This is a genomic window from Chitinophaga niabensis, from assembly GCF_900129465.1.
GTDB lineage: Bacteria > Bacteroidota > Bacteroidia > Chitinophagales > Chitinophagaceae > Chitinophaga > Chitinophaga niabensis.
Genome location: NZ_FSRA01000001.1, coordinates 1431235 through 1455828 on the forward strand (window position 1 = coordinate 1431235; position 24594 = coordinate 1455828).

Annotated in this window: 19 protein-coding genes; 13 read left to right on the forward strand and 6 right to left on the reverse strand. The window is 44.9% G+C overall.

Annotated features, from left to right (window positions below; genetic code table 11):
• Positions 1-19 precede the first annotated feature (19 nt).
• From BUR42_RS05385 to BUR42_RS05395, 3 genes are all read left to right on the forward strand, one after another.
• Positions 20-2422 carry a WD40 repeat domain-containing protein gene (locus BUR42_RS05385; protein WP_234979611.1) on the forward strand — a complete coding sequence of 801 codons (2403 nt, stop codon included), beginning with the start codon at positions 20-22 and terminating at the stop codon, positions 2420-2422.
• A gap of 104 nt (positions 2423-2526) precedes the next feature.
• Positions 2527-2772, forward strand: a complete 246-nt coding sequence (locus tag BUR42_RS05390) for a hypothetical protein (RefSeq protein ID WP_074238247.1) — start codon at positions 2527-2529, stop codon at positions 2770-2772.
• Between the two features lie 67 nt (positions 2773-2839).
• Positions 2840-3505: a hypothetical protein gene (locus tag BUR42_RS05395; protein ID WP_074238248.1), complete on the forward strand. Its 666-nt coding sequence runs from the start codon at positions 2840-2842 to the stop codon at positions 3503-3505.
• A 201-nt stretch (positions 3506-3706) separates the two neighbouring features.
• Here BUR42_RS05395 and BUR42_RS05400 read toward each other — a convergent pair whose 3' ends face one another.
• Both BUR42_RS05400 and BUR42_RS05405 read right to left on the reverse strand, forming a co-directional pair.
• A complete protein-coding gene (locus tag BUR42_RS05400) occupies positions 3707-5041 on the reverse strand; it encodes an HlyD family secretion protein (protein WP_074238249.1) in 1335 nt (444 codons plus the stop codon).
• 14 nt (positions 5042-5055) lie between these two features.
• The gene (locus tag BUR42_RS05405) at positions 5056-7281 is read right to left on the reverse strand and encodes a peptidase domain-containing ABC transporter (protein WP_234979612.1); all 2226 of its coding nucleotides are present in this window, start codon (positions 7279-7281) and stop codon (positions 5056-5058) included.
• Between the two features lie 252 nt (positions 7282-7533).
• Between BUR42_RS05405 and BUR42_RS05410 the strand changes: the two genes are divergently transcribed.
• From BUR42_RS05410 to BUR42_RS05440, 9 genes are all read left to right on the forward strand, one after another.
• A complete protein-coding gene (locus BUR42_RS05410; RefSeq protein ID WP_074238250.1) occupies positions 7534-9195 on the forward strand; it encodes a vitamin K epoxide reductase family protein in 1662 nt (553 codons plus the stop codon).
• Between the two features lie 38 nt (positions 9196-9233).
• Entirely contained in the window at positions 9234-9566 is a 333-nt protein-coding gene (locus BUR42_RS05415) for a hypothetical protein (protein ID WP_074238251.1), read from the forward strand.
• Positions 9567-9653: 87 nt separating this feature from the next.
• On the forward strand, positions 9654-9914 hold the full coding sequence (locus tag BUR42_RS29515; RefSeq protein WP_143197342.1) for a hypothetical protein: 261 nt from the start codon (positions 9654-9656) through the stop codon (positions 9912-9914).
• A gap of 137 nt (positions 9915-10051) precedes the next feature.
• Positions 10052-10312 carry a hypothetical protein gene (locus BUR42_RS29520; protein ID WP_143197343.1) on the forward strand — a complete coding sequence of 87 codons (261 nt, stop codon included), beginning with the start codon at positions 10052-10054 and terminating at the stop codon, positions 10310-10312.
• A gap of 126 nt (positions 10313-10438) precedes the next feature.
• Positions 10439-10699, forward strand: a complete 261-nt coding sequence (locus BUR42_RS05420; protein WP_074238252.1) for a hypothetical protein — start codon at positions 10439-10441, stop codon at positions 10697-10699.
• Positions 10700-10923: 224 nt separating this feature from the next.
• Entirely contained in the window at positions 10924-12018 is a 1095-nt protein-coding gene (locus BUR42_RS05425) for a TlpA family protein disulfide reductase (protein WP_159442219.1), read from the forward strand.
• A 20-nt stretch (positions 12019-12038) separates the two neighbouring features.
• Positions 12039-13781: a galactosyltransferase-related protein gene (locus BUR42_RS05430; RefSeq protein WP_074238254.1), complete on the forward strand. Its 1743-nt coding sequence runs from the start codon at positions 12039-12041 to the stop codon at positions 13779-13781.
• Positions 13782-13789: 8 nt separating this feature from the next.
• The gene (locus BUR42_RS05435; protein WP_143197344.1) at positions 13790-14872 is read left to right on the forward strand and encodes a glycoside hydrolase family protein; all 1083 of its coding nucleotides are present in this window, start codon (positions 13790-13792) and stop codon (positions 14870-14872) included.
• Between the two features lie 162 nt (positions 14873-15034).
• Positions 15035-17239 carry a hypothetical protein gene (locus BUR42_RS05440; RefSeq protein ID WP_074238256.1) on the forward strand — a complete coding sequence of 735 codons (2205 nt, stop codon included), beginning with the start codon at positions 15035-15037 and terminating at the stop codon, positions 17237-17239.
• Positions 17240-17283: 44 nt separating this feature from the next.
• Here the strand turns inward: BUR42_RS05440 and BUR42_RS05445 are convergent, their stop codons facing one another.
• Positions 17284-19665, reverse strand: coding sequence for an ABC transporter permease (locus BUR42_RS05445; RefSeq protein ID WP_074238257.1), 2382 nt, complete (start codon positions 19663-19665; stop codon positions 17284-17286).
• A gap of 118 nt (positions 19666-19783) precedes the next feature.
• Positions 19784-20467: a hypothetical protein gene (locus tag BUR42_RS05450; protein WP_074238258.1), complete on the reverse strand. Its 684-nt coding sequence runs from the start codon at positions 20465-20467 to the stop codon at positions 19784-19786.
• Positions 20468-20493: 26 nt separating this feature from the next.
• On the opposite strand from BUR42_RS05450, the gene BUR42_RS05455 reads away from it, so the two are divergent.
• Entirely contained in the window at positions 20494-22689 is a 2196-nt protein-coding gene (locus BUR42_RS05455; protein ID WP_074238259.1) for a glycosyl hydrolase family 95 catalytic domain-containing protein, read from the forward strand.
• Here BUR42_RS05455 and BUR42_RS05460 read toward each other — a convergent pair.
• Positions 22672-23514: a DUF4349 domain-containing protein gene (locus BUR42_RS05460; RefSeq protein ID WP_074238260.1), complete on the reverse strand. Its 843-nt coding sequence runs from the start codon at positions 23512-23514 to the stop codon at positions 22672-22674. The genes BUR42_RS05455 and BUR42_RS05460 overlap by 18 nt on opposite strands.
• A 56-nt stretch (positions 23515-23570) precedes the next feature.
• Complete coding sequence (locus BUR42_RS05465; protein WP_074238261.1) at positions 23571-24557, reverse strand: LLM class flavin-dependent oxidoreductase; 987 nt, start codon at positions 24555-24557, stop codon at positions 23571-23573.
• Between the last annotated feature and the right edge of the window lie 37 nt (positions 24558-24594).

The window sequence follows — 24594 nt, forward strand, 5'->3', positions numbered from 1 at the left end:
AATGCCGAAACTGCTCTTTTTGCTAATACTCCTTTTCCCCCTGTGTGCCTATGCGCAAACGGGGAAGGAATGCCAGGCTATTATGCAAAAAGCAGATGCCGCGATACTCAGGCAGGATTATACTTTGGCGCTTACAAAACTCCGGGCCTACAAAGTATGTGATCCATCCAAAGTTACACAGGCCGATGATAAGATTGCCTATGTGTTCAACAAAATTAAGGAGCAGCGCGATCGTGCCGGGATAGCCAGGGATGAGGCTGTGAAACAAACAGGAATAGCCCGTGTTCAAAAAGCAAGAGCGGAAGCGGCACAAAAGAACGCGGAGCGTCAGACTCATTTGGCACAGTTATCTGCTATGACCGCTAATGTATCCTTGCTTAGTAATGATAATCCTACACTGGCTTTCAGGTTATCCTGCCTGGCTTATGAAAGCAATCCTTCCCTGGAAAATGCAGAAATATTAAACAGGATCGTCAGCGACACTACTAACGTAATGTTTCATTCTAAGATCAATAATTTCTTAATGAGTTTTGTTTACGACGATAGGAGGAGCATTTTGTATGGAAGTAATAGCATGTATATATTTGAATATGATGCTAACGGGAATCAGATCAGGGCTTTTCCATTGCCGGGAAGCCCGGTATCCACGGCATCCTGTTCTGCCTACACTGTTGCATTGAAACAAAATTCAATTTCCCTGTACAGGCATGCAGATTATGCAGAAAAAGAGATCGCCCGGCCTGCTCAAGGGAGTACGGCAGTACGTTGGTCCCGGGATGGTGCTTATATATTGCTTTCGGGAGGAAGTGAAATTCATATTCTGGATACGCTGTTGAATGAAGTATATAAACTCTCCACGGGGTTTATGATAACTTTCGATGTGAGTCCGGGAATGAATGCCGTTGCGGTGAGCAATGGAAGTGAAGTACTGCTCTATGATCCGGCAGAACCGCTTTCTATAGATACGATCCCGGAACCAAACGTGAATTGCCTGGCTTTCTCCGGCGATGGCAGAAAACTATACACCAGCAAAGGCATAGATAAAAAGATAAAAATATGGGATAGCGGGAGCGAAGAACCGTTCGTGTTTGAAGGGCACACGGGAAGGGTACTGTCCATGAACCTTAGAGCTGTTCCTGCTGAAAAAGATACCATCCTTTCCATATCGGACGATGGCGCCAGTATTTTATGGACGGAAGAGGGCCAGATCATCAGGTCTCTTAAGAACAAAGCAGACCGTACAATAGAAGCTGTTCTTTCCACTGAAGGGAAACGGGCCGTAACGAAAACTGAAAAAGGGTTGAATACCTGGGAGTTTCAGAGAAACCCCTTTGGTATTGTTTCAACGCTTTACCCCAATAGGAACGTTACGGACTATATAAAGGGCATGGTAGTTCTGCCGGGAGACAGCAATGTATTTAGCATTATTACACCAGATACTCTAAGAAGGCTATCACTTCCTCCACCGGATGCCTTGTTCGATGTTTCGATCATAGATGGGAAAGACCTGTTCCTCTTAATGGGCACAAATGACATTTCGCTTTTGAATATTAAGACCGGGGAAAGGAAAATATTGTTGGATGGTGAATACAGATGGGCAAACACCCTCATAAATACAAATGGAAAGATATTGTGCTGGAAGGATAGTACACTCTTTTATTTCAATAAAGTTGGTGCATTGATCAAAAAGGAAAAATTTCCCTACTTTATTCAGAATATAGGTATGCCACCGGGTAAGGATGAGGTGCTTGAAATATATTATGATGAAGCAAGACTGACCAATATCCTGACCGGAGAGATAAAAGGTAAATGGAGAAAAGATAATTTAAGAGGTTTGTATTTAAAAGGCTTGCAGTATTCTCCATCAGGAGACTATATTGTAGGGTGGACGAGCAGGAATGCCTTTTTATTTGACACAGCCTGGCATCAGTTAAGAACATACGAACACGGCAATATAACCAGGGTCAAATTCTCAGAAACAGGAGACAGTCTGTACTTTTTAGGCATGGGAGTTGAAACCCGCTATACACTGGAAGGATTGAAAAGGTCAAAAGATATTTATGATCTCACGATTGCAGATAAGATCAGGTATAATGTTCCTGGTTTTATAAAAGAAATAGTGGCCAGGGGAGATTGGACGGAGTTTGAAGCATGTGTCAGTTATTTTACAACGGATTACTTTACTTCTGTTAATGAAGCAAATATCGAACAACTCAATTACCTGGAATCTCAATCTCATCGATTCTTCAGAAAAAGTAGTAGTTATTATTATATGCTGGATACCAGGATCAGTTATATAAATTCATATATTCAATTTACCGAAACACACAACTTCAAATCCCTGAAAAAAGTACTACAGAAAATAGCAGGTAATCTTACTAAAGAAAAGAAAATGCTCTCTACACACTATGGCAAAAAATAAACATCACTGTTATGAATAAAGTTTCCATCCCTAATTTCCATTAAACTTAATAATCTCTTAGCATTGCAATATCCCCATGCCCCCTACCTTTACATAAAAAGACAATGCAGCGGAAATTAGGCACAATCACCACCCCCGAAAACTTCAACGAGATCATCGACCTCCTCGACCGGAAAGGACTCCCCATGCCGCGCCCCGAAATAGCCAACTGGGTGCAGGAAGTATTCGAGGTGAAAGAAGACAATATGCTGGAACGCGTATTCGCCTCTATAGATAACATGCATAATACAATCACCCTGGACGATGACAACGAATACACAGACGACGCAGACGATCTCCGCATGAAGTAAAAATTCCTCTAATATATAGATATAATCTATTCATCATGTGTCCGTGGCTTTTTCGTAAATTGAGAACATGCCTTTGCAGACACACATATTCACTTACACAGGAAAGTTCGGCGATACCATCGGTTATAAGCTGAATGGAAAGCATTTCCTCAAAGCCCTGCCGGCTAAAGTTCGCCGTACTCCAACCAGTTGCCTGGCGGCAAAGGACTTCGGCAGAGCCAGCAGGCAGGCTAAGATCATCCGCCACGCCCTGCCCAACCTCCCCAATGACTATACCTGCACTAACCGCCTCAATAAAGTAATGATCGAAGTGGTCAATGCGGATAATACACGGGCTAAAGGCTACAAACACGTTCTTCCAGCTAACCTTACCAAACTCAAAGGTTTTCACTTCAACAGGAGTAAAAGCATCAGCACACCATATGCCATCGATAAGGATGAACAGGGCAATATCCGTGTCAAAACAGAACCAGGCATAAAAGCCTTTGCCCTCACCATGAATGGCGAGCTCAAAACCGCGGAAGAAGGGATCATTCCCAACAGCACCATATTGGAACCGACACTTATTATACTGCAGCAAGGAGAGGCCATGGATATCATAGATGTACTATTCCCCCAATGCTACGTTGTAAAGGAACCTAAGTTCAAAAGAACCTGGACGCTCTCCCCGCATCATAGGTATTCCTTCCGCATCCCACGATACCAGTCCAAAAGCTCCCCACCAACCCGGTGATTTTACGGGTGCAAAGATCTGAGGAGAACTATAGTTCCCTTAGCGCAAGCTCTGCCCGGCCGGCAGGGAATTTTACAGGAAAACACGCCAACAGCCCGGCCAGGCACTCCCTCCCTTAAAAAAGAACAAAAAAAGGAACTCCACCACTGGTATAAGGATCCCTTAAGGAGCCTATACCTATCCCCTAAGGAACAGAAGATATCAATCCATCTGTCTGACAACGGAATAATATAATCGTTCCAGCAAACGCATATCCCTGGTAATGATCACTGCCTGTGCCTTTAATCCATTTTTGTATTGTATGGTTTTATGCTGGTTGGTAACAAGCTGGCTGTTCAGGCGAACAGTTCCCAGGAAAACACTGTCTACCGCTACATTTGAGATATAATCCAATGTACCTGGCAGAAATCCCGTTTCCTGGTACGGATAGGCATCAAACCTGAGCTGTACCTTCATACCCGTATCTACCTTGCCAAAATTTTTCTGTTCAAGTTTTATCTCCATGTAGTATTTACTATCAGATGGATTAATGTAACCCAATAGTTTTCCTTCTTCAAGATGTTGCCCTTGCTGTAAGGGAAGGGCCAGTACAATCTTCCCGCTCACCGGGGCCTGTATGGTATACCGCCTCAGCCATTCGCCTACACTGCTTCTCAGGGTTTGTAATGCCTGTTCGAATGTTTGCTGCTGCTGCAGGATGTCGTGGTCCAGCTGGTCTATTTCTTTTTGTTTATCCCGTATCTGGTTTTGCTGAGAGATGATGCTGACATCATTTTGAGGGATAGATAATTGTTTGTTGAGTAAATTGGTTTGTGCTTTTCTGAATTCTTCCAGTGAAATAACCTTTTGCTCATACAGCGATTTGTACATCTCAAACGTTTGTGAAGCAATTGTATGGTCTTCTGTGCGGATGTTTTTTTGTACAGCCAGTTTTTCCCTGATGCCTTGCAGCGACGCAATGTCTGTTCCAAGGAACTTTTTCCGCCGTGCATAGAAACCACTGATCAGGTAATCATTATACTGCTGCCAGGCTGTAATAAAGGTTTGGTAGGAAACCTGGAGTTCTCCCAGGTTGGAAAATCGTTTGTTAAATAATCCGGCAATCAATTGAGGCTGGCGGCTTTCTATCATTTTTACGCTGCTATCCAATCTCATCCTCAGATCAATGATCTCCTGCGGATCGGCGCCGGATTCCATCCAGCCTATGATCTCTCCCTGTTTAACATCCTGGTTATTGGTGGCGAAAAGTGCAGTAAGCCTGCCGGTTTGCCGGGGAATGATCGCTTTAGGCGCATTACTGCCTGTTAATATAGCTTCTGCCTTTATAATGTCAGGATATTTAATGAACCAGGTACATAATGTTAGGAATAACAACAGTACTAAAAAGAACAGCATCGCCCATTTCTCAAAAAAATCAGGTTTCCTGCTGATAATTTCCTGGGCAATGTCCGAACGCTCTTCAAAATTACTGCTGAGCGTGATCATAGCCTGGTTATCCGGCGACAGGTCCTGGTATGCAGCAATATTGTTATTCATATCCGGTTTGTTTTTCAGTTACCTAATTCCAGCTGATTTTTTACCAGTTCATAATATTTCCCTCTCAGTGCTGTGAGGGAGTCATGTGTACCTTCTTCAGCAATCCTTCCCCCGTCCAGCACTACGATCTTATCTGCATTTTTAACGGTACTTAAGCGATGCGCTACTACTACCACGGTTTTTCCTTTGAAAAATCTTTCCAGGTTCTCTACGATATCTTTTTCATTATTGGCATCCAGTGAATTGGTAGCCTCGTCGAAGTAGAGGTATTCGGGATTTTTGTAAACGGCCCTTGCAATCAGTATCCGTTGTTTCTGTCCCTGGCTGATGCCGGTGCCTTCAGCTCCCAGTTTTGTGTAATATCCGTTGGGAAGCTGTTCTATAAAGGCATGTATGTTGGCTATCTTGCAGCTTTTGATCAGCCTGTTATAATCGATGGTTTCATCTGCTACAGCAATGTTCCGGGCAATACTGTCATTAAAGATATAGCCATCCTGCAATACGGCTCCGCAAACATTTCGCCAGTAGGAGGGGCTGATGTGCGTGAACTTAATGCCGTCTTTACTTTGCAGCTGAGGAGCTCCTATCCTGAGTTCCCCCTCGTACTGTTCATATACTTTTAAAAGCAGCTTGATCAGTGTTGTTTTTCCACTGCCGCTGGCACCCACTATGGCAGTTATTTTATTTTCGGGGATCAACAGGTTAATGTTTTCCAATACGGGATCGTTTCCAATTCCCGGATATGTAAAGCTCACATTGTTAAATACAATAGATCTGTTTTCAGGCAGCTGCGTAACATAATTTTTTTCTGCATTTTCTTCATCTTCCATCTGGTGTATCTCATTGAGACGTTCCATACTGATCCTGGCATCCTGGGCATTTTGTACAAAGCCTACCCATTGCTGAATAGGCCCGCTTAATTGACCAATTACATACTGTATGGCTAACATGGCGCCAAGGGAAAGTTGCCCGTCGATAACAAGTTTAGCCACAATGAAACTGATGAAGATGCCCTGCATGCTATTGATGAAAGTGGCGCCTGCCTGCTGGATCTGGCTGAAGTTGAGGCTTTTGAATCCCAGTTTAAAAACATTGGCCTGGATGTTCTCCCATTCCCATCGTTTCTGTTTTTCTGCGTTGTTGAGCCGTATCTCCTGCATGCCCTGTATAAGCTGTAGTGTGGTGTTGTTTTCCCTGGCGGAGAGATGAAATGTTTCGTAGTTGATCTTCCTTCTTACCCGGAGGAAGATCTGCACCCAGGCAAAGTAAATAATGCTGCCGGCACAAAAAACATAAAATAGTTCTGCACTGTATATTACCAGCACAATCGCATAAACGATAAAATTGAAAAAGGAAAAGATAGTGTTCAATGCAGTGCCGGTAAGGAAATTTTGTATCTGCCGGTGATCACCGATCCTTTGAAGTGTATCGCCGGTATGGTGTATATCAAAATAGGAGATGGGGAGGCGGGTGAGTTTGATCCAGAAATCTGAGAGGATCTGTATATTCAGGATATTCGAGACCCTTAGCAGCAAACGGCTCCTGATAAAGCTCACTACCGTTTGACTAAACGTGAGCATTGTTTGAGCAAGCAGCACAATCACTACGTAATGCAGGTTTTGTGTATTGATGCCTGTATCTACAATGCTTTGGGTAAGGAAAGGAAAAATGAGGGACAGGAGGGAAGTAACCAGCAGTGCGATAAATACCTGGGTGATCTGCCACCTGGCACTAAGAAGGTATTGGGATACCAGCGACCAGCTCAGTTTCTTTTCCTGCTGGCTTTCCTTTTCATAGAAAAGAGGCGTAGGTTCCAGCAGCAATGCAATACCGGTATCTGTGCCATTTTCATTTTTAGAGGAAGCCCAATGTTTTAAAAACTCACTGTTCTTAAGGGTAAGAATGCCTTTGTCGGGATCGGCTATCTCCGCTTCCTTTTTTTTGATGGATGTTAACACAACAAAATGATTCTGGTCCCAGTGCAGGATAGCAGGTAGTGCTACTTCTTTCAGCTGTTCTTTACTGATCTTCACACCACGGGTGCGAAAACCTATTTTTTCTGCAGTATTGCTGATCCCCAGTAAGGACACGCCGCTTTTACTGAAGCCGGTCATCTGCCGCAGACTGTCTGCACTAAAGTATTTGCCATGGGCTTTTGCCACCATCTTAAGGCAGGTGGGGCCACAATCCATTGCATTCAGTTGTTTATAATAGGTAAAACGCTTATTTAATATAGCCACAGGTTACAAACGTTTTTAAAATGAATTCGGGTCTTTATTACTAGCTTATCATCTTTTTCCGGGGTGACGGTACTTTATAAAAATAAAAACTTAATTGTAAAAAAAAAATGTGTTAGATATTTTTATTTACCTATTTTTAAATGGAAATATAGACAATGTTGCCCGATAAATGATAAGCAGGAACCCGAACCATAAGAACTATTCTACGTATTAGACACCGAGGACCAATTTACTTTTAGAAAAAAAAACTTTATGTCGTTTTTAACCCAATTGCTCGTTCCGCTGCAATATTGCGAGGATGCAGCTATACAGCTTTGTAAAAAGATGCGGTTACCCGTTACGGCTACCACTATCCGTAAAGACCTTTTGGACCATGCAGACTATCCAAGCCTTACCTCTATCATGGATGTTCTGAAAAGCTACGGCGTCCGGAATGAGGCCTATAAGCTGGAAAAGGAATATCTGAATGAATTGCCGCTTCCCTTCATTGCCCATATCAGTGGCGATAAATTGAAACACCATCTTTTCGCGCCGGTATGGAAGGTTACCGGAGATACTATTGAATTATACAACCCGGAGACCCGCAAACAGGAGCGCTGGGAAAAGGAACGTTTCGCAGAAAGGTACCAGGGTGTAATATTGGCTGTGGAAGCGGGAGAACATGCCGGAGAAAGGGAATACAAAAAGGCGCTGAAGGAAGAGAAACAACGGGAAACCATCTTCAGTTTGCTTGCCTTCGGATTGCCTGTATTAATGCTGTTGTTATGCCTGCTGGCTATTTTTAAAATTCCCGCCAGTCTTAGTTTTGCCCCGGTTGTTTTTTCTTTATTTACACTGGCTGGTTGCATGGTAACTGCATTGCTCCTGTGGCATGAGGTGGACGAGTATAATCCGGCCCTGAGGCAGATCTGTACGGCTGGAGGCAAAGTTAACTGCTCGGCTGTTTTAAGGTCAAAGGGTTCAAAAATATTCGGCCAGAGCTGGAGCAGCATTGGTGCTTGTTACTTTTTTGGGATGCTCATTGTGCTGATGACAGCGGGCTTAACCAATAAGCCTATCCTGCAGCTGTTAGGCTGGGTCAATCTGCTGGCCTTGCCCTATATAGGTTTTTCTATTTATTACCAATGGAAAGTAGCCAAACAATGGTGCACGCTGTGCCTCCTTGTGCAGGGCCTGCTGCTGTTACAGTTCATTGCAGCACTTGCCGGTGGTTTTTATATGCTTGTTCCGCTTGCTGATACCCAGGCCAGTGCTTTCCTCTCCGTTATAACTTCCTTTGTGTTCGTGTTCATGGTTATATCCCTGTTAATGCCTGCATTGGAAAAGGCAAAAGAAGGTGGTTTTAAAAGTGCGGAGCTTCGGCGCATAAAGCATAACCCGCAGATATTTGAAGCCTTGCTGGCCAAGGAAAAAACCATCACGCATCCCACCGAAGGATTGGGCATTACCCTGGGAAAGCCGGATGCCAGGTACAAAGTGATCAAAGTCTGTAATCCCTATTGTGGCCCCTGTGCCAGCGCACATCCCGTAATTGATGAGCTGATCGAAAACAATGAAGAAATTCAGTTGCAGATCATTTTCACCGTTACCCAAAGTGAAAAGGACAGCCGGATCAAACCCGTGACACACCTGCTTGCAATTGCAGAAAACGGGAACAGCGAAGAAATAAGGATGGCGCTGGACGACTGGTACCTGCCCGAAAAAAAGGAATACAATACTTTTGCCTCCAAATATCCCATGAATGGTCAGCTTCAACAGCAGGGAGAGAAGATCAGATCAATGGAGGATTGGTGCAAAACCAATGAAATAGTATTTACACCCACTTTTTTTATCTCTACAGAATCAGGTGACAGCTTATACCAGTTACCCCGGTTCTACAGTATCCATGATCTCAAATACCTGCTTACTCCCTGAATAAAACACCATTTTTAGCTTATTAAACCATTGTGCTTATGTCTTTAGTAAAAACAAGTAACCGGCTTGAGTTTGTTAATTATCTGTTGAAGAAAAGAACAACCGGCGACCTGGAAACCTTTGCCCGCAGAAATGGGCTCTCTAAAAGAGCCATGACGGATTTCCTGCGACAGATGAAAGAGATGGGGGCTGATATCCGGTACGACAGGCAACGGAGAAGTTATTATTACGGCAGGAATGGAGAAATGACAAGCTGCAAATTTATTGAGTACGGACAAGCCCTGACAAGGGAAGAAGCAAACGGGGTTGGCAAACCGGAGGATCTGTGCTTTTCAGAAAGAGCAGTTTTTGTTCCCTGTAAAGATATCTGAAAAGCTTTTTCGTGGCAGATCAACTGCCACGTAGTGTTCTAGATTTGAAGCGGTGATCATTTTTATTAATCCTCAAAATCAGGACCAATGAAGAAACTTAAATTAAACCTTCATCACATTGAGAGCTCCCAGGTTCTCACAAGGGAACAATTGAAAAAAGTGTTGGGTGGTGCGGTCAATACTACTACACAAGGAGGGTACTGCTCGGCTAGCGTGGATTGTGGCAATGGAACAACCGCCAGCTGTACGGGTACAGGAAACAGGTGTTATCACAATGTAACCTGTGCAAACGGTGCTGCCGGGGTTAGATGTGATGAAGGGGAAATGCTCTGCTGTGCCGCCGATTAACACTGTTCTTCAGAAAGAGCAGTTTTTGTTCCCTGTAAAGATATCTGAAAAGCTTTTTTCGTGGCAGATCAACTGCCACGTAGTGTTCTAGATTTGAAGCGGTGATCATTTTTATTAATCCTCAAAAATCAGGACCAATGAAGAAACTTAAATTAAACCTTCATCACATTGAGAGCTCCCAGGTGCTCACAAGGGAACAATTGAAAAAGGTATTGGGCGGTACGGTCAATGTTACCACACCAGGTAACTGTACGATCAGCAAGGCATGTTCCGATGGAAAAACGGTTAGCTGTAATGGGAATGGATCAGCTTGTAAATCCATAACCTGCGAAACCGGCGCTCCCGGCGTTCAATGCAATGATGATGATGCAAGCTGCTGCGCCGTTGATGAAGGCTGATCTGATGAAAGAACATGTTCCCTTTAAATAACTTTGAAAAAGAATTTTCATGGCAAATTAACTGCCACGTAGTGTTCTAGATTTATGTGGTAATCATTTTTTATTAATCCTCAAAAATCAGGACCGATGAAGAAACTTAAATTAGACCTTCACAACATTGAAGGATCCCAGGTTCTTACAAGGGAACAATTGAAAAAAGTATTAGGCGGTGTAGCCAATGTTACTACAGCAGGTAACTGTTCTATCAGCCAGGCCTGTCACAGCGGATTGACCATTAGCTGTTCAGGAAGTGGTTCTGCCTGCAAATCTGTAACCTGCGCCAGCGGCACTGTTGGGATCCAATGCGATAGCGATGATCCGATCTGCTGCTCCAGGGATGAAGCTTAGCAGCTTCCCTGCCGGTAGTATATAACGCTGGTAAAAAATGTTATCCGCAACCCTGGAAAAAGTGATTTTTTCTTCAGGGTTGCGGATAGTTTGGTATCTTGAAATAAAAGTCTGGTATGAGATTTTACAGCGGATATATCCTGGTTAACTTACTGCTTATATGCTCAACTGTTTCTCTTGCGCAGGAACGGATAGTCAAAGCAGGGATGAAACCAATCACCTATATGAGAGGCACAGGAAGAACGATCACTGTGCTTAAGGAGCTGCAGGTATGGTGCAAAGGTGCCCAGCCTGACAGTGTTTTATGGGCGGTTCGCTATGCATCGCGTGGAGATACCAGCTGTGAAGACTTAGCAGCAACGTTAAAGGTATTGACGAAAAGGGAAGGCCGGAACCTGAAATTAGCCATCCTTCGCCACTATAATCCTTTTCTCAGCAAAGACGTAGTACTGAGTTATGTTTCCGATTCCCTGAAAAAATGGAATCGCAGTAATTATCCGGATGATGCCGTACCCCCCGTGGTGCTTGAACTTCCATTCTGTATAAACAGCCGGATAACACTCCGGCCATCAGAGATCTATTTTTTCCCTTTTAATACCGGTATAGGTTATCCGGACACTTGTTTGAATGAAATGCCACTTGCTGCGTCCATCGGGAGGAGCGGAGTGGTAGAACTGGGAAGTACTGAGCTCTATTTTAATAAACCTACCTATAATTCACCGGATGAGAAGATCTCCATTATGGTGAAACAGAATGGAAAAGTGCAGGAGGATAAGATCGTTGATCAGCTTGTTTATAAGAACAAGTATAAACTGACGGATACCCTTGTGATCGGTAAAGAGCTGTTCAGGATAGACAGCATTGGAGGGGATTGGGAAAATGTTTACCTGCGCCGCTTGAAATCCGGCACACTGCAGGCAAAAATGCCGGAAGCGTATATGCGCCAGCTGGCACCATATTTTAAAAATGCAGAGGAATACCTGATGCTTGATTTCTGGGGAACCTGGTGTAAACCATGTATTGCTGCCATGCCGGAATTACGGGAATTACACAGTAAAGTAAGGTCCAGGGTGCCCTTTGTGAGCGTTTGTTTTGATAACCCGGAGAATTATACCAGGGCAAAGGAGATCTTTGCTGAAAATAAGCTGGAATGGCCGCAGATCTTTAGCAGCATGAAGGATAGGGAGCACACCATTGTAGGCGCGCTGTCTGTAACTGTTTTTCCTACCTATATGCTCGTTAAAAAGAACGGAGATATATTTTTCAGTTCCGGCCCCACGGGGTTCAGAGAACTAAATGAGATCGTTTTGAAACATTAACCCTTTTGAAAATTGATTTAATGGTTTTTCTTTCCGCTCAGCCAGACGACTATTATTTCACATGGCAGATTGAACTGCAGATCTTTAATTTCAATAAGCTCGGGATCCTCCCGGAGAATATTCATATACTGATCGGGTACGATCCCAAAAAGCAGCTCAGTCATTACTTCCATGATATTATAGATAAGTGGAAACACAAGGCATCCTTTTTTGTATACCCCGATGAACGGCAACAAAAGAAATACCCTTCTTCCATAAGGCCTAATATTATCCGGCAACATTTTGAGCAATTCCCTGCATTGCAGCATGAGGTCATTTTTTATCATGATTCAGACATCGTGTTCCGTGAATTACCTGATTTTGAAGAGATGGCGGCAAACGATACCTGGTATGTTTCTGATACCAGGAGGTATCTTGATTCTGCCTACATTAAAAGAACAACGCGGGAAGGTTTTTTGGAAGAAATGTGTGCCACAGTGGGGATACCTCCTGATCTGGTTATAGAAAATGATCCCAATTGCGGTGGCGCACAGTACCTGTTAAAAAATATCCCCATTTCCTTCTGGAGTAAGATCGAAGCAGATAGTGAAGTGCTTTATGAGCAGATGCTGGTACATAACAGGGAACAATCCAGGATACCGGTTTCCACAACTGAACCAGATCAGCCCAAAAGCAGAGGTATCCAGGCCTGGTGTGCGGATATGTGGGCACTCTTCTGGAATGCATTGCTGATGGAAAGAAAAGTAGAGATCCACCCCCAGTTGAACTTTTGCTGGGCCAGCACACCTATAGAAGATTGGCATCAGAACAGGATACTGCATTACACCGGTCATATTACGAAAACAGAGGTCTCCAAATTCAGGAAAGGTAATTACCTGCATTTCCCTCCTTATTACGACAGTGAGCTGGTGCATATCACTGAAGATACCTGCAGCTTTGCACTCACTACCCTGATAAAGGAATTTGTAAATGAGGAAGCTAAACAACGGATCGATCTGACGGATGTAACTTTTCTGATCGCAGTGCGCATTGATTCCGATAGCAGGCTCGAAAACCTGTCTATCCTGCTGCAATACCTGAAAAAGTATTTCAATACGAATATCTGTATACTCGAGTCGGATACGGAACGGAAAGTGCCGGAAAAATTAACGGAAGAATGCAGGTATGCTTTCGCTGAGGATACGCAATTGCTGCTATACCGCACCAGGCTGAACAATAGCCTGATATCAGAGGCATCTACAGATATTATTGTGATCTATGACACGGATATTGTCCTGCCCATCGGCCAGATCCTGCAAAGTGTTGAAAAGTTAAGAGAAGGAAAAGCAGATATGGTATTTCCCTTTGATGGAAGGTGTACCAGTGTAGATATGATCTTTAAAACGATGTTCAGCAGAATGCTGGACCCTGAACTATTTACTTTTAATGAAGGGAAATTTGTAACAGGTACAAGCCATTGTTATGGCGGGGCTGTTTTCATAAACAGGGAAAAATACAGGAAAGCGGGTATGGATAATGAATACATCACCAGTTGGGGGCCGGAAGATGTGGAACGTGCAAAACGGATGAAAAATCTTGAGTATAAGGTAGAGCGGGTACCCGGCCCTTTATTTCACCTGCCACATATGAGAACTGAAAATTCGGCATATGCCGACATAGATACGAGGGTGGGCTTTATGGAAGAATATCTTAAAGTGTGCAATATGGATAGAGCAGAGCTCGAAGATTATATCACATCGTGGCCCTGGGCGCGAGCAGTTTAAAACAGCATATGAATAATCAATCAACATTAACAGCAGTTAAATCACCCACATTGCTCAAACGCCTTCACGCCGCAAGCGGAGATACGCAATATGGACTATTGAGTGGGCAGATAGGTAGTGCTATCTTATATTACCTCTTATCCAAACACACTTCGGATGAAACATTGAAGGAAGAAGGCCTTGCTTTGCTGGATGAGATCAGTGAAAATATAACATCCATACAAAAGCTGGGTTTCGGTGATGGCCTGGCCGGTATTGGCTGGGGAGTAGAGTGGCTGGTGCAGAATGAACTGCTGGCCGATACAAATACCGATGATGTATTGGAAGATGTGGACAACACCTTATATAAAGCCGTGATCTATACAAGAGAGAAAGATACCTCTTTAATGACCGGCATGCTCGGAAGTATCGCTTATTTTTTAAGACGGGAATTAAGCCGCAACCCCGGAACACACCGGTTTAGAAGAATCTGCCACCAGGAATGCATCGTAATATTGACGGATTGTTTATATGAGACATTATCCGGAGAAAATGGTTTGCTGAAAGATACCCCGGAACCAGCAACGGAGAATAATTTCATTATCAACCTGGGGCAGGTACTTACATTAATGTCTTCCATCATTGATATAAACAGGCCTACAGTTAAAGCCATACTGAGAGGATCGGTGAAGTATGCAGGGGAAGTATTAACCGGCGTTCTATCATTAGAAGCTTCTGCCAGGCCCTTAAACGAGCACCTGAACTTTTTGTATCTCGCTATTTGTATGCTGATAGCTGGTAAAAAACGGCAGGATAGCCTGTTGCAATCACAGGCAATTGAATACATAGGGCAATTGTATACAGCACTGCCCGGGGATGCTCTCTCAGGCCAACAGCTGCAGCTCAAAAAACTCTCTGTTCTTATGTTGCTTTATGTTCATCTGCCGAAGAATGAATATAAGGAAGAAATGGAGACGCTGATCCGCTCCCTCTCAGCGGAGGATCTGCCGTTCCTGCTTTATAATGGTTCAGGAACACTCATGCTGGCAGAAATATGTTTAAATGATCCATTGCTGATTGAAGATTGGCATGAACTTATCTTCTTGAAATAAGACGCTCCATTCTGTTTTTTTAATGTTCCCTGCCTGTGAAATAGCGTATTAGTACGCATGCCTTTCCCGTATAACCCTCCTAACTTTATATCCGGTCTTTCTCCATTAGCCCCAGAATAGTATTCGAAACACCCCAAATAGTACACCCCAAAATTGAACATCATGGAAAAACTGAAGATCCCCAATGTGTCGGCGGCTCAGTTATCAGAGCTTCTGTACAATCGCCAGACCTTCCTGCTCAACAAATTCTTCCTGCAGGACCTCAAGGCAGCCAGCATCACACAATGGGAAGAGATCACCTGTGTAGGTTTCAACCCCGAAAAAGCAAAACTGGAAGCCATCGTAAGCATTAAACTGGCCTCCGGTTACAGCGGCGGCCTCTGCTCCAACGGCTCCAAAGAGTACGTCCGTTTCTTCGTAGACTTTAAAGATGGCAACGGCTTCCAGGACATGGGCTATTCCAGCTTCAAAGTAGCAGACATCTCCGAAGCCCCAGCGGGCCCCCAGCACCCCCTCAAGTACATGACGCATCTTTTCATCGACGATGAAAAGTACCGTAAGTTCCTGACCTGTGGTACGGCTGTGATCCCAACTGTCCGCGCCGTATTATCCTGGAATGTGGTACCCTCCACAGACCCCAATGCCACCCCGCATTATGGAAACGTAAAGGATGTGGACATTCAGCTGAAACGTAAAAGGCGTTTTATCTGGGGAGATATCTTCCAGGCCCTGGACGTAAAGATCAAACCGGACTTCCTGGCCCACATCAGCATCAACGAGGAAATTCACATCCCTCAACCACCGAACCCGCCGCTGGAAACTTTCTACGCTGCTTACAAACGTGCAAAGGTTCCCGATCACAGAACCTTCTATTCCTCCGTGGCACCCCTGCTCACCAATGCGAAGAAGTTCAAAGCCCTCAGCAGCTACAACCTCTTCGAGGTTCAAAAGTTAAAGATAGACGTAAAGGCCATCTCGGACTTCATCCTTAAACCCGTTAGCCAGGCAGATGTAACCTTCGAGGAACTGATGTGCGTAGGCTTAAACACACCCCTGGATACCCTCGGTGCCGTCATCAAACTAAAGAAAAGCAGCGGCTTCAGTGGCGACCTTTGCCACAATGGCTCACAGGAGCACGTGGCCTTCTGGGCAGACTGGAATAACAATGGCATCTTTGATCAATACCTCGGCACCGCCAGTATTACTGTGCATGATATTGACAATATCCCCGCAGATGGTTTATACTACAACGTAGACCTGCCCATCAATCTCACCAACCGCATCCGCACCTGCGCGCAGCCCAATATCATCAGGGTAAGGGCCGTACTATCCTGGTCGTCATTACCATCTACCACAGATCCTAATGATCTCAACACCTGGGGTAACCGGGTAGATGCTGTTGTACAGATCCGCCCAAGCCAGGCCGCGAAAGTAGAAGCGGAACTGACGCATGTGGGAGGAGTGGACCGTGATCTGATACACCCGGTAACTTTCCTGGTGAACTCAGATACTACTAATCCTACTTCCAGCAACAACCGTCCATATGGCGGATGGGTAAGTTTCCATGGTATCATTAACCGCGCGGGTTTCAATGGTATTATCAAATACAAGATCGAATATAAGAAACATGGTGCGGCAGATAGCACCTATGCATCTGTATCTACAGCCGAAACATTCTCTATGATTGATTTTGCGCCGGATCCGAATGTAGAGTTCAGTGATACGCAAACGCCTGCTGATGGCTGGTTCATCTACAAAGAAAACCCCGCTATCGGTTTGTACAATCAAACACATTATCTAGCAGGCTGGAGTACGAATGGTTTAACAGATGGTAATTATACGATCCGTTTTACCCATACAGATGCATTGGGTATTGAACAGGTAGCTGATCTGTTCTCTGTAGTGATCAACAATGTGCACATGACCATTAGCACAACGGCGAATGTATCCGTTGATCTCACTAAAACACTGGATCTCGTGATTGATGGTGGTGATTGCCATTGCTATGATAAAACGGCTACCAATCACACCGTGAGCGGTCACCTCAGAGCAGTGCATCCATACTTCGCATTGTGGAGCCTGGACCTGCAACCATCTTCACATACGCATGGAACAGTACCAACACCATCCAGCCGTTATTACGATGCATTGCCGAATGCCGGTGATGTAGGTAACCTTGCGGATAATACGGATGATGGAGATGAAAATGCACCATGGAGCGTAGATGTATCTGCCATGGATAATTGCGGATATACAGTAAGCCTGGCTGCACGTAGCCGTGTGATCAGGGATAGTTCAACTGTATTCCCATGGTATGGTATCAAAGCTGTAGGATTCTCTGTTACGGACAAATGTCCGAATACTTAACCCCAAAGATAGCGCCCCGTGTAACAGCGGGGCGCTTATTAAATTTATTCGCTTGCTAAACTATCTGCCGGGTTCGCCAATGCTGCCTTCACCGATTGCAAACTCACCGTTATCAAAGCAATCAATAAAATAGCCCCGCCCGCTAATGCAAACAGCCACCAGGGCATAGCTGCCCGCGCCGCAAAATCCTGTAACCACTGCTGTTCCGCCCATATCGCAACAGGGATGCCGATCACCATCGCTATCAATACCAGTTTAACATAGTCCTTTGCAAAAAGCTGAACAATGCCTATAGCACTGGCTCCCAGCACTTTTCTGATACCAATCTCTTTTGTACGCCGTGCAATATTATGCGCCGTAAGCCCCAGCAAACCAAGGCAGGTAATAAAAACAGTAAGGAAAGAAAACACCGAAATGATCTGCCCGAATTGCACATCAGATTTATATTGCCGGTTATACAACTGGTCCAGGAAAAAATAGTCGAAGGCCCTGCCCGGATAATGAGTGAGCCAGGTTTTCTCTGCCGCGGCAATGACTTTATCCACCTCCCGGGTATTGATCTTTACCGCGATGTATTTAGCATGATGAGGAATATAATAATTGATCATAGGCAACTGTGCCTCTTTGACTGATAGCTGGTTGAAATTCTTTACAACACCGATAACCGTTGTTTTTCCATGATAAGTGATCACCTGCCCAATGGCTTTTTCAGGTGAAGAAAAACCCAGTAAACGGCAGCTTTCTTCATTGAGCAATACTTCATTAGCATTTGCAGCACTATTGCTGAAATTCCTACCTGCCAGTAATGTCATCTTCAGTAAGGGAATAAAACTGGAATCTATAGCATAGGCAGAAAAGTTGTAACCGTTCTTTTCACTCCCCAGCAAAGCCACGTTATTGGTGGTGTTCATATAACTGGGATCTACTCCCGGTAAAGCACCTGCTAAGGATACTTCTTTAACCGCAGGGAGTTTCAGCAGATCGTTACGCATGGCCTGATGAAGACTTACACGTGCGGAATCGCTTTTCCCGTCGTCGAGATCATTGATAACGAGGATCTGTTCAATATCCATCCCTTTATCCTGCTGCCGCATGAATTGCAGCTGCCGGTATATAACAAGTGTGAAGGCGATCACTACCGTGGCTACGGCAAACTGCCCTACCACCAATGTTCTTCTTAATGTACTTCCGCGGGCGCCACCTTTGTTGCTGGACCTGCTCATGATCACAACTGGTTTCACCGCAGAAAGCATTATGGCAGGTTGTAGCCCGGACAGCAAACAGTTCAGCCCAAATAGAAGTACGCAGGTAGTCCAGAAGGAAGGTGAATGAAAGATTTCTGCATCCAGTGGTTTGCCCACTATTTGCAGGTAGAAGGGAATGAATACATATACCAATACCAACGCCAGGATAAAGGCCGCCAGGTTAATAAGCAGCGATTCCAGGAAGAACTGGTACACCAGGCCAAGGCGGGTAGAACCTAATACTTTCCTGATCCCTGCTTCCTTTAATCTTTCTGAAGAACGGGCAGTAGTAAGGTTTACATAATTAACGGAACCGATTACCAGGATCAGGATTGCTATCAGCAGCAGGAATTTCACGGTTCCTGCATTCCCCGGAGGCTCCGGTTCGTAAGTACGTTTGGAGTAAAGATGAATGTCTTTGATAGGCCCTGCCGTCAATATCTCATCTTTCAAACGTTGTTTGGATAAAGCAAGCAGTTTCTGATTCAGTGCTGCAGGAGAGGCGCCGGGCACCAATTCCACATAAGTGAAGTTGTTGTTGCTGCTCCAGTTATTAAGGGTGGAATCTGTTTTGGTAACAAGGGAAAAAGGAATTAACAGATCGAACTTCAGATGAGTGTTCTCGGGAATGTCTTTAAACACACCTGTTACTGTTAGCGTGAATTTGGCTACCTGTAATACTTTTCCAACAGGACTTGTTTTCCCGAAGATCTTTTTCGCTGTATTTTCACTCAGCATAACTTCGTCAGGCCGGGTCAATGCCCTGCTTTTATTTCCTTCAATAAGATCTATATTGAAAAGTGAGAAGTATTGTGAATCTGCTGCATATACCTTGTCTACTATAAACCCTTTTTCGCCGGACTTTACCTCTGTATTTCCCACATGTTCTATCCGGGCATAATTCTTCACTTCAGGCATATCCTTTAACATCGTAGGGCCCAGTACCGGATAAGTTTCACAATCCGTAGTTACATATTCCGCACCATTGTAAATATCCAGCGTTACCCGGTAGATGTTGTCTGCCTTGGTGTGAATATCCTCATAGCTATGCTCAAACCGCACATAATGGATAATAAGGAGGAAAATAGCGGTAGCCAGTGCCAGGCCAGTGATATTAATAGCGCTGTAAACCCTGTCTTTCCAGATATTCCTGTAAGCGATCTTTAGATGGTTTCTGAGCATAGCGGGTTGTTTATGGGAACAGCAGTAACAGGAATTGTGCCATGGGTTAAATTATTGTAAATCAATTATCTGGATAGGAATATCTGTCCGGATACGGACAGGCAATGTCCGCAGATGATCACCACCCCTTTTTCTCCATCCACTTCCGGATTATCCTCAGGTCTCCTGTTGGAATTTCCCTCGTTTCATATTTGAACTTCGTAAGATAATAATGCCCATCCGTTTTATCCATTGTTTCCACCCATGCAAACCGCCCGTCGGCTGCTAATTCAGTAGGCCGGTGATAAGAATAGGAGGAAGTATTCCTAACCGGCAAAAGATACCCTGTTATAACTGTATTTTTCCTGGGCCCATGTTTTATACACCGGTAGCGGATATAGCTTGTATCGCGTATTACAGTATCAGCGATCCGTACAGCGCTGTCCATTACAGCAATATGGCGCATCTGAATACCCAGGGGTTTCAGCGCGAGGTCCTGTGCAGCAGTATCTGGTAAAGCGGCAGCAGAAAAGTTTTTATATGGAACGTATTTCTGCAGTGCAGTATTGATGAAATAGTAGCTGGTGTCGTTGTAGAAGGGCGGTTTTAATTCAGCTGGCGTCTTTATCTTTTTGAAGTCTATCTTTAAAAGGCGCTCTACGATATATTCCTTGTAACATCTCAAATAGAAATCGGCAACAGGTGCACCCGTCCACCTGTCTTTTACAGGGTATACCACGGAAATCTCAACGGTCACCACTGTTTCAGATTGCGCAGCAGCAGCCTGATAAAAGCAGCATAGGAATAGGATTTTTTTGTACATTGGACTAAGATAATAAATTCCACCGCATGAAAATTAGCCGCCTGTTGCTCGGCCTGTGTTTCATTACACAAGCTGCTGCACAAACGCCGGGTAACTATAGCTTTGTCTATACTTCAGCCCCGCAAAATGTTCCTACTGCAAAAGTACCGGATGCCCCCCTGGCAGGTAATGGCGATATCGGCCTCACATTTGGCGGAACGCCCGATCACATGAAACTCTATTTCGGAAAGAATGATTTCTGGCGTGCCTATCCTGTTTACCCTGGTGGAGGTATTGCTTTTCCCGGAGGGCTGGATATAAGGATCAAAGCACTCAGCAATGCTTCCTACTATGCGGAACAGATCCCCACAAAAGGCTCCATTCATGCCGTTTTTGCAAAAGATGATTTAAAAGTAGAAGTGAATACATTAGTCACTGCTATGCACAACACCGTGATCACGGAGATCACTGCCAATAGAACCTGCAAGGTAGAATTAGACCTTTGGGCACCGGAGGGTAATACCGCCGTAGTAAAGAAAGGCCCCGGTTGGGTCTCCCGCTCTTTCTCCAATACCCCCTTACTGGAATGGCCCAGCGAAGTAACATTGAGAATGAAAGTATACGGAGACCAGACGTTACAACCGGGTAAAAAACTAACCATCACTGTTACATTTAACAAAACACCTGAAGAAAATATCGCCGAAATGAAAGCCGCACACCAGCAATGGTGGGATAAATTCTGGCAACGTTCCAGCATACAGATCAACGATACCATGCTGGAAAAATACTACACCAATTCCCAATACCTCTTTGCCGCTTCATCAAGGCCCGGGAAATACGCACCAGGCATCTGGGGCCCTTTCATCACCAAAGATTCTTCCGCATGGGGTGGCGATTATCACCTCAACTATAACTACCAGGCTCCTTACTGGGCAGCCTTTTCTTCCAACTATATAGACCTCACGGATAACTACGATCAACCCCTGCTGGATTACATGGAAAAAGGAAGGTGGCACGCAAAAGACCTCCTGAACATACGTGGCATCTATTTCCCGGTAGGTATCGGACCGGGGGGATTATGCACCACATTATGGCCGCTCACGCCTGATGAAATGGAAGCCCGCTACGGTACACGGGAAAATACTATCGACCATGGTTATAAATTCCTGGGCCAGAAGATCAACGCCGTTTTCGGTGCCGCGAATATGCTGATGCGCTTTTATAGTACTTATGATGAACAGTATGCTGAAAAAGTATACCCTTACCTGTTAGCCTGTGCCGATTTCTGGGAAGACTATCTCAAATTCGAAAATGGCCGTTATGTGATAGAGAATGATCATTACGGAGAAGTAATGCCGAACTTAAAGAACAAAGGGCAGTGGCGGCACATGCTGGGAGATTATAATTCCACCCTTTCACTGGGGCTTGTAAAAATGCTTTTTAAAGGTATGATCAATGTGAGCACTTACCTGCATAAGGATGCAGCCAGGCAGGCTAAATGGCAACACATTCTCACACACCTTAGCCCATTTCCAACACAGGAGGTTGATGGCAGGGTGCGTTTAAAAAGCGTGGAAAAGAGTCCTTCTCCATGGCACAGCGGAGCCATGGGATTAGCCAGGGTTTCCATTCACGGATTAATACTTCCCGGAGAAGTATGCGGCCCGGTAACTGATTCTGCTTTCAACGCCATCTTATTGAGTGATGTATCACATTGGAAAGACAAAATGCAGGAACCCGGCAGCTGGGGCAACACATTCGGTAACGGCATAGAAACCTGTTTTCCCGCAGCCGTACGCGTAGGTTACGATGCAGATGAGATTATTAAACAATTGAAAGCACGTATCTATGCACAATCCAACCGCAATGGCTGGATCACTGCTGCAGGTGGGGGAACGGAAACATTATCTGCCGTACCGCTCACCATCAACGAAATGCTGCTGCAAAGTTATGAAGGCCGCGTTCGCATCTTTCCCAACTGGAATCACAAAAAAGACGCAAAGTTCAACAACCTGCGTGCATATGGCGCTTTTGTGATCAGCAGCAGTTTGAAAGATGGCCGCGTGGAATATGTGAAACTGCAAAGCGAAAAAGGTCGTGACTGTGAGATGGAGAACCCATGGCCCGGTAAAGCAGTGAAACTTACACGCAATAACAAACCTGCATCCTCCACCTTAACAGGCAGGACCTTTACTTTTAAAACCAGTAAGAACGAATCGATTGAACTAAGCCCGCTTGAATAACAAACGCTTATAGCCAAACCAGAGCAGGATGGCTATGATCCATAACGGCCAGAGCTGAAAGAAGAAGATGAAAATACTGCGTGTTACATTCACGCCGGTGCGGAAGGCGGTTGCCGTTTCTGTGCCAAACCCGGCACGCGTAATGCTGGCAGGATTGAGTACGATCTGTACATCAGCTACCTGCGGTTGAAATAACTGAACATTGATGGTAGAATAAGCTACATCTTCCACGATGGCCATGTTGGCGATCTCGCGTTCAATGAAAGCTGTTTTCTTCTGTTCATTGTATTTCCGTACTTCCAGCTCACTGTCTTTTTTAGTGTGCGTGGTTTCCCGTTCATCCTGCACCGCCGCATCATTTTTTAATTCATTGCTCAGGTACTGCAGGGTAACATCACTGTCCCGCAAGGTGCGTTGATCAATGTAACCAGCCATCGCTGTAATGATGTTGAAAACGGAATCAAGATGTGCAACAGGTACTCTTAGAGTGAGTGTAGATACAGGTGTGTAGAGCTGTACCTGTTTAATGGAATCTGCACTGTAGGAGTACTCATGTTGCTCCTGTGCATCGTTACGGAGGACGCTTTCCACTACAATACCATCCACGGACGTCACCAGTTTTTCCAGCTTAATGGTAGCAGCGGTTACATCCTGCACACGGCAATGGATGTCTGCTGTTTTGATCCTTTTGCGGGAAGGTGATAGAAGGTTAGTGGTATCTGCAGCGGCGGCAATCTCGTCCTTCGCTTCGTTGTAGCGGGCCTGTTCACAGGCAAACAAAGTTAACATGGGTATGGCTACCCAATAGATAGAGGAACTGCGCATAGGAAATAGATTTCCTGTTTATACGCAGTCTTTTAAAAAGTAACCTTATTGAAATGTTAAATTCCAAATTCCTTCGCCAGTAATTTAAAAGAAGTGATCCTTTCTTCCGCGTTTTCAGAAATGGTACACAGCACCACTTCATTCACGCCATACTGCGCACAAAGCGTTTCAATCTGTTGCCGCATTCTTTTCGGCGTACCGGAGATCATGCGCCCGCGGTTATAATTGATCCGCAGTTGTTCTTCCGGCATGTATTCCATGTCGGCGATCTCTTCATAAGAAGGGAGAGGGGTATCCCTTCCTCTTTCAATATGCAGGATGCGGTAATCAAATACCGTTTGCCATCTTTCCACTGCTTCCTCATCTTCTGAACAAAAGGCAAAGATGCCGAAGTTAGCTTCCGGTGCTTTGAGCGTAGCAGATGGTTTGAAATGTTTACGGTATTGCGCTACCACTTCAGGCCCGCCGGTAGGATTGATGAATTGTGCAAAGGAAAGCGCAGATCCGAAGTGTGCGGCAAGGCTGGCACTGCCACCGCTGGAAGTGAGCATCCACAATGGAGGAACTGTTTCCGCTTTGGGCATGGCTTTTACCTGCTGATGTTTATCTGTAAGAAAATGCTGCAGGTCCATGATCTGCTGCACGAATTCTGCTTCGCTGAAAGAATTCATGGGGTTCAGTAAACGTGCCGTTACCCTGTCGCCTCCCGGCGCACGGCCAATACCCAGATCAACCCTGCCGGGGAACAAAGCTTCCAGCATCCGGAAGTTCTCTGCTACTTTTAAAGCACTGTGATTGGGAAGCATAATGCCCGCCGCACCCAGCCTGATCTGTTTGGTCTGCCCGCCCAGGAAGCCTAACAGCACTTCCGGCGTTGAGCCTGCTATATTCGCTATATTATGATGTTCCGATACCCAGTACCGGTAATAACCCAGTTCGTCTGCCAGTTTAGCCAGGGCCAGGGTTTCCTGCATGGCATTGGTGGTTGTGCTGCCCAGCCTTACATGAGATTGATCCAGGATACTTAATCTGATCTTTTCCATAAGGATCAAAGGTAGGTACAATGGTACTGTGCAACAA

Excerpts from the sequence above, each read along its gene's own strand:
- BUR42_RS05390 (WP_074238247.1), top strand. The coding sequence starts at position 2,527 with ATGCAGCGGAAATTAGGCACAATCACCACCCCCGAAAACTTCAACGAG.
- BUR42_RS05395 (WP_074238248.1), top strand. The coding sequence starts at position 2,840 with ATGCCTTTGCAGACACACATATTCACTTACACAGGAAAGTTCGGCGAT.
- BUR42_RS05400 (WP_074238249.1), bottom strand. The coding sequence starts at position 5,041 with ATGAATAACAATATTGCTGCATACCAGGACCTGTCGCCGGATAACCAG.
- BUR42_RS05410 (WP_074238250.1), top strand. The coding sequence starts at position 7,534 with ATGTCGTTTTTAACCCAATTGCTCGTTCCGCTGCAATATTGCGAGGAT.
- BUR42_RS05415 (WP_074238251.1), top strand. The coding sequence starts at position 9,234 with ATGTCTTTAGTAAAAACAAGTAACCGGCTTGAGTTTGTTAATTATCTG.
- BUR42_RS29515 (WP_143197342.1), top strand. The coding sequence starts at position 9,654 with ATGAAGAAACTTAAATTAAACCTTCATCACATTGAGAGCTCCCAGGTT.
- BUR42_RS29520 (WP_143197343.1), top strand. The coding sequence starts at position 10,052 with ATGAAGAAACTTAAATTAAACCTTCATCACATTGAGAGCTCCCAGGTG.
- BUR42_RS05420 (WP_074238252.1), top strand. The coding sequence starts at position 10,439 with ATGAAGAAACTTAAATTAGACCTTCACAACATTGAAGGATCCCAGGTT.
- BUR42_RS05425 (WP_159442219.1), top strand. The coding sequence starts at position 10,924 with ATGAGAGGCACAGGAAGAACGATCACTGTGCTTAAGGAGCTGCAGGTA.
- BUR42_RS05430 (WP_074238254.1), top strand. The coding sequence starts at position 12,039 with ATGGTTTTTCTTTCCGCTCAGCCAGACGACTATTATTTCACATGGCAG.
- BUR42_RS05435 (WP_143197344.1), top strand. The coding sequence starts at position 13,790 with ATGAATAATCAATCAACATTAACAGCAGTTAAATCACCCACATTGCTC.
- BUR42_RS05440 (WP_074238256.1), top strand. The coding sequence starts at position 15,035 with ATGGAAAAACTGAAGATCCCCAATGTGTCGGCGGCTCAGTTATCAGAG.
- BUR42_RS05445 (WP_074238257.1), bottom strand. The coding sequence starts at position 19,665 with ATGCTCAGAAACCATCTAAAGATCGCTTACAGGAATATCTGGAAAGAC.
- BUR42_RS05450 (WP_074238258.1), bottom strand. The coding sequence starts at position 20,467 with ATGTACAAAAAAATCCTATTCCTATGCTGCTTTTATCAGGCTGCTGCT.
- BUR42_RS05455 (WP_074238259.1), top strand. The coding sequence starts at position 20,494 with ATGAAAATTAGCCGCCTGTTGCTCGGCCTGTGTTTCATTACACAAGCT.
- BUR42_RS05460 (WP_074238260.1), bottom strand. The coding sequence starts at position 23,514 with ATGCGCAGTTCCTCTATCTATTGGGTAGCCATACCCATGTTAACTTTG.
- BUR42_RS05465 (WP_074238261.1), bottom strand. The coding sequence starts at position 24,557 with ATGGAAAAGATCAGATTAAGTATCCTGGATCAATCTCATGTAAGGCTG.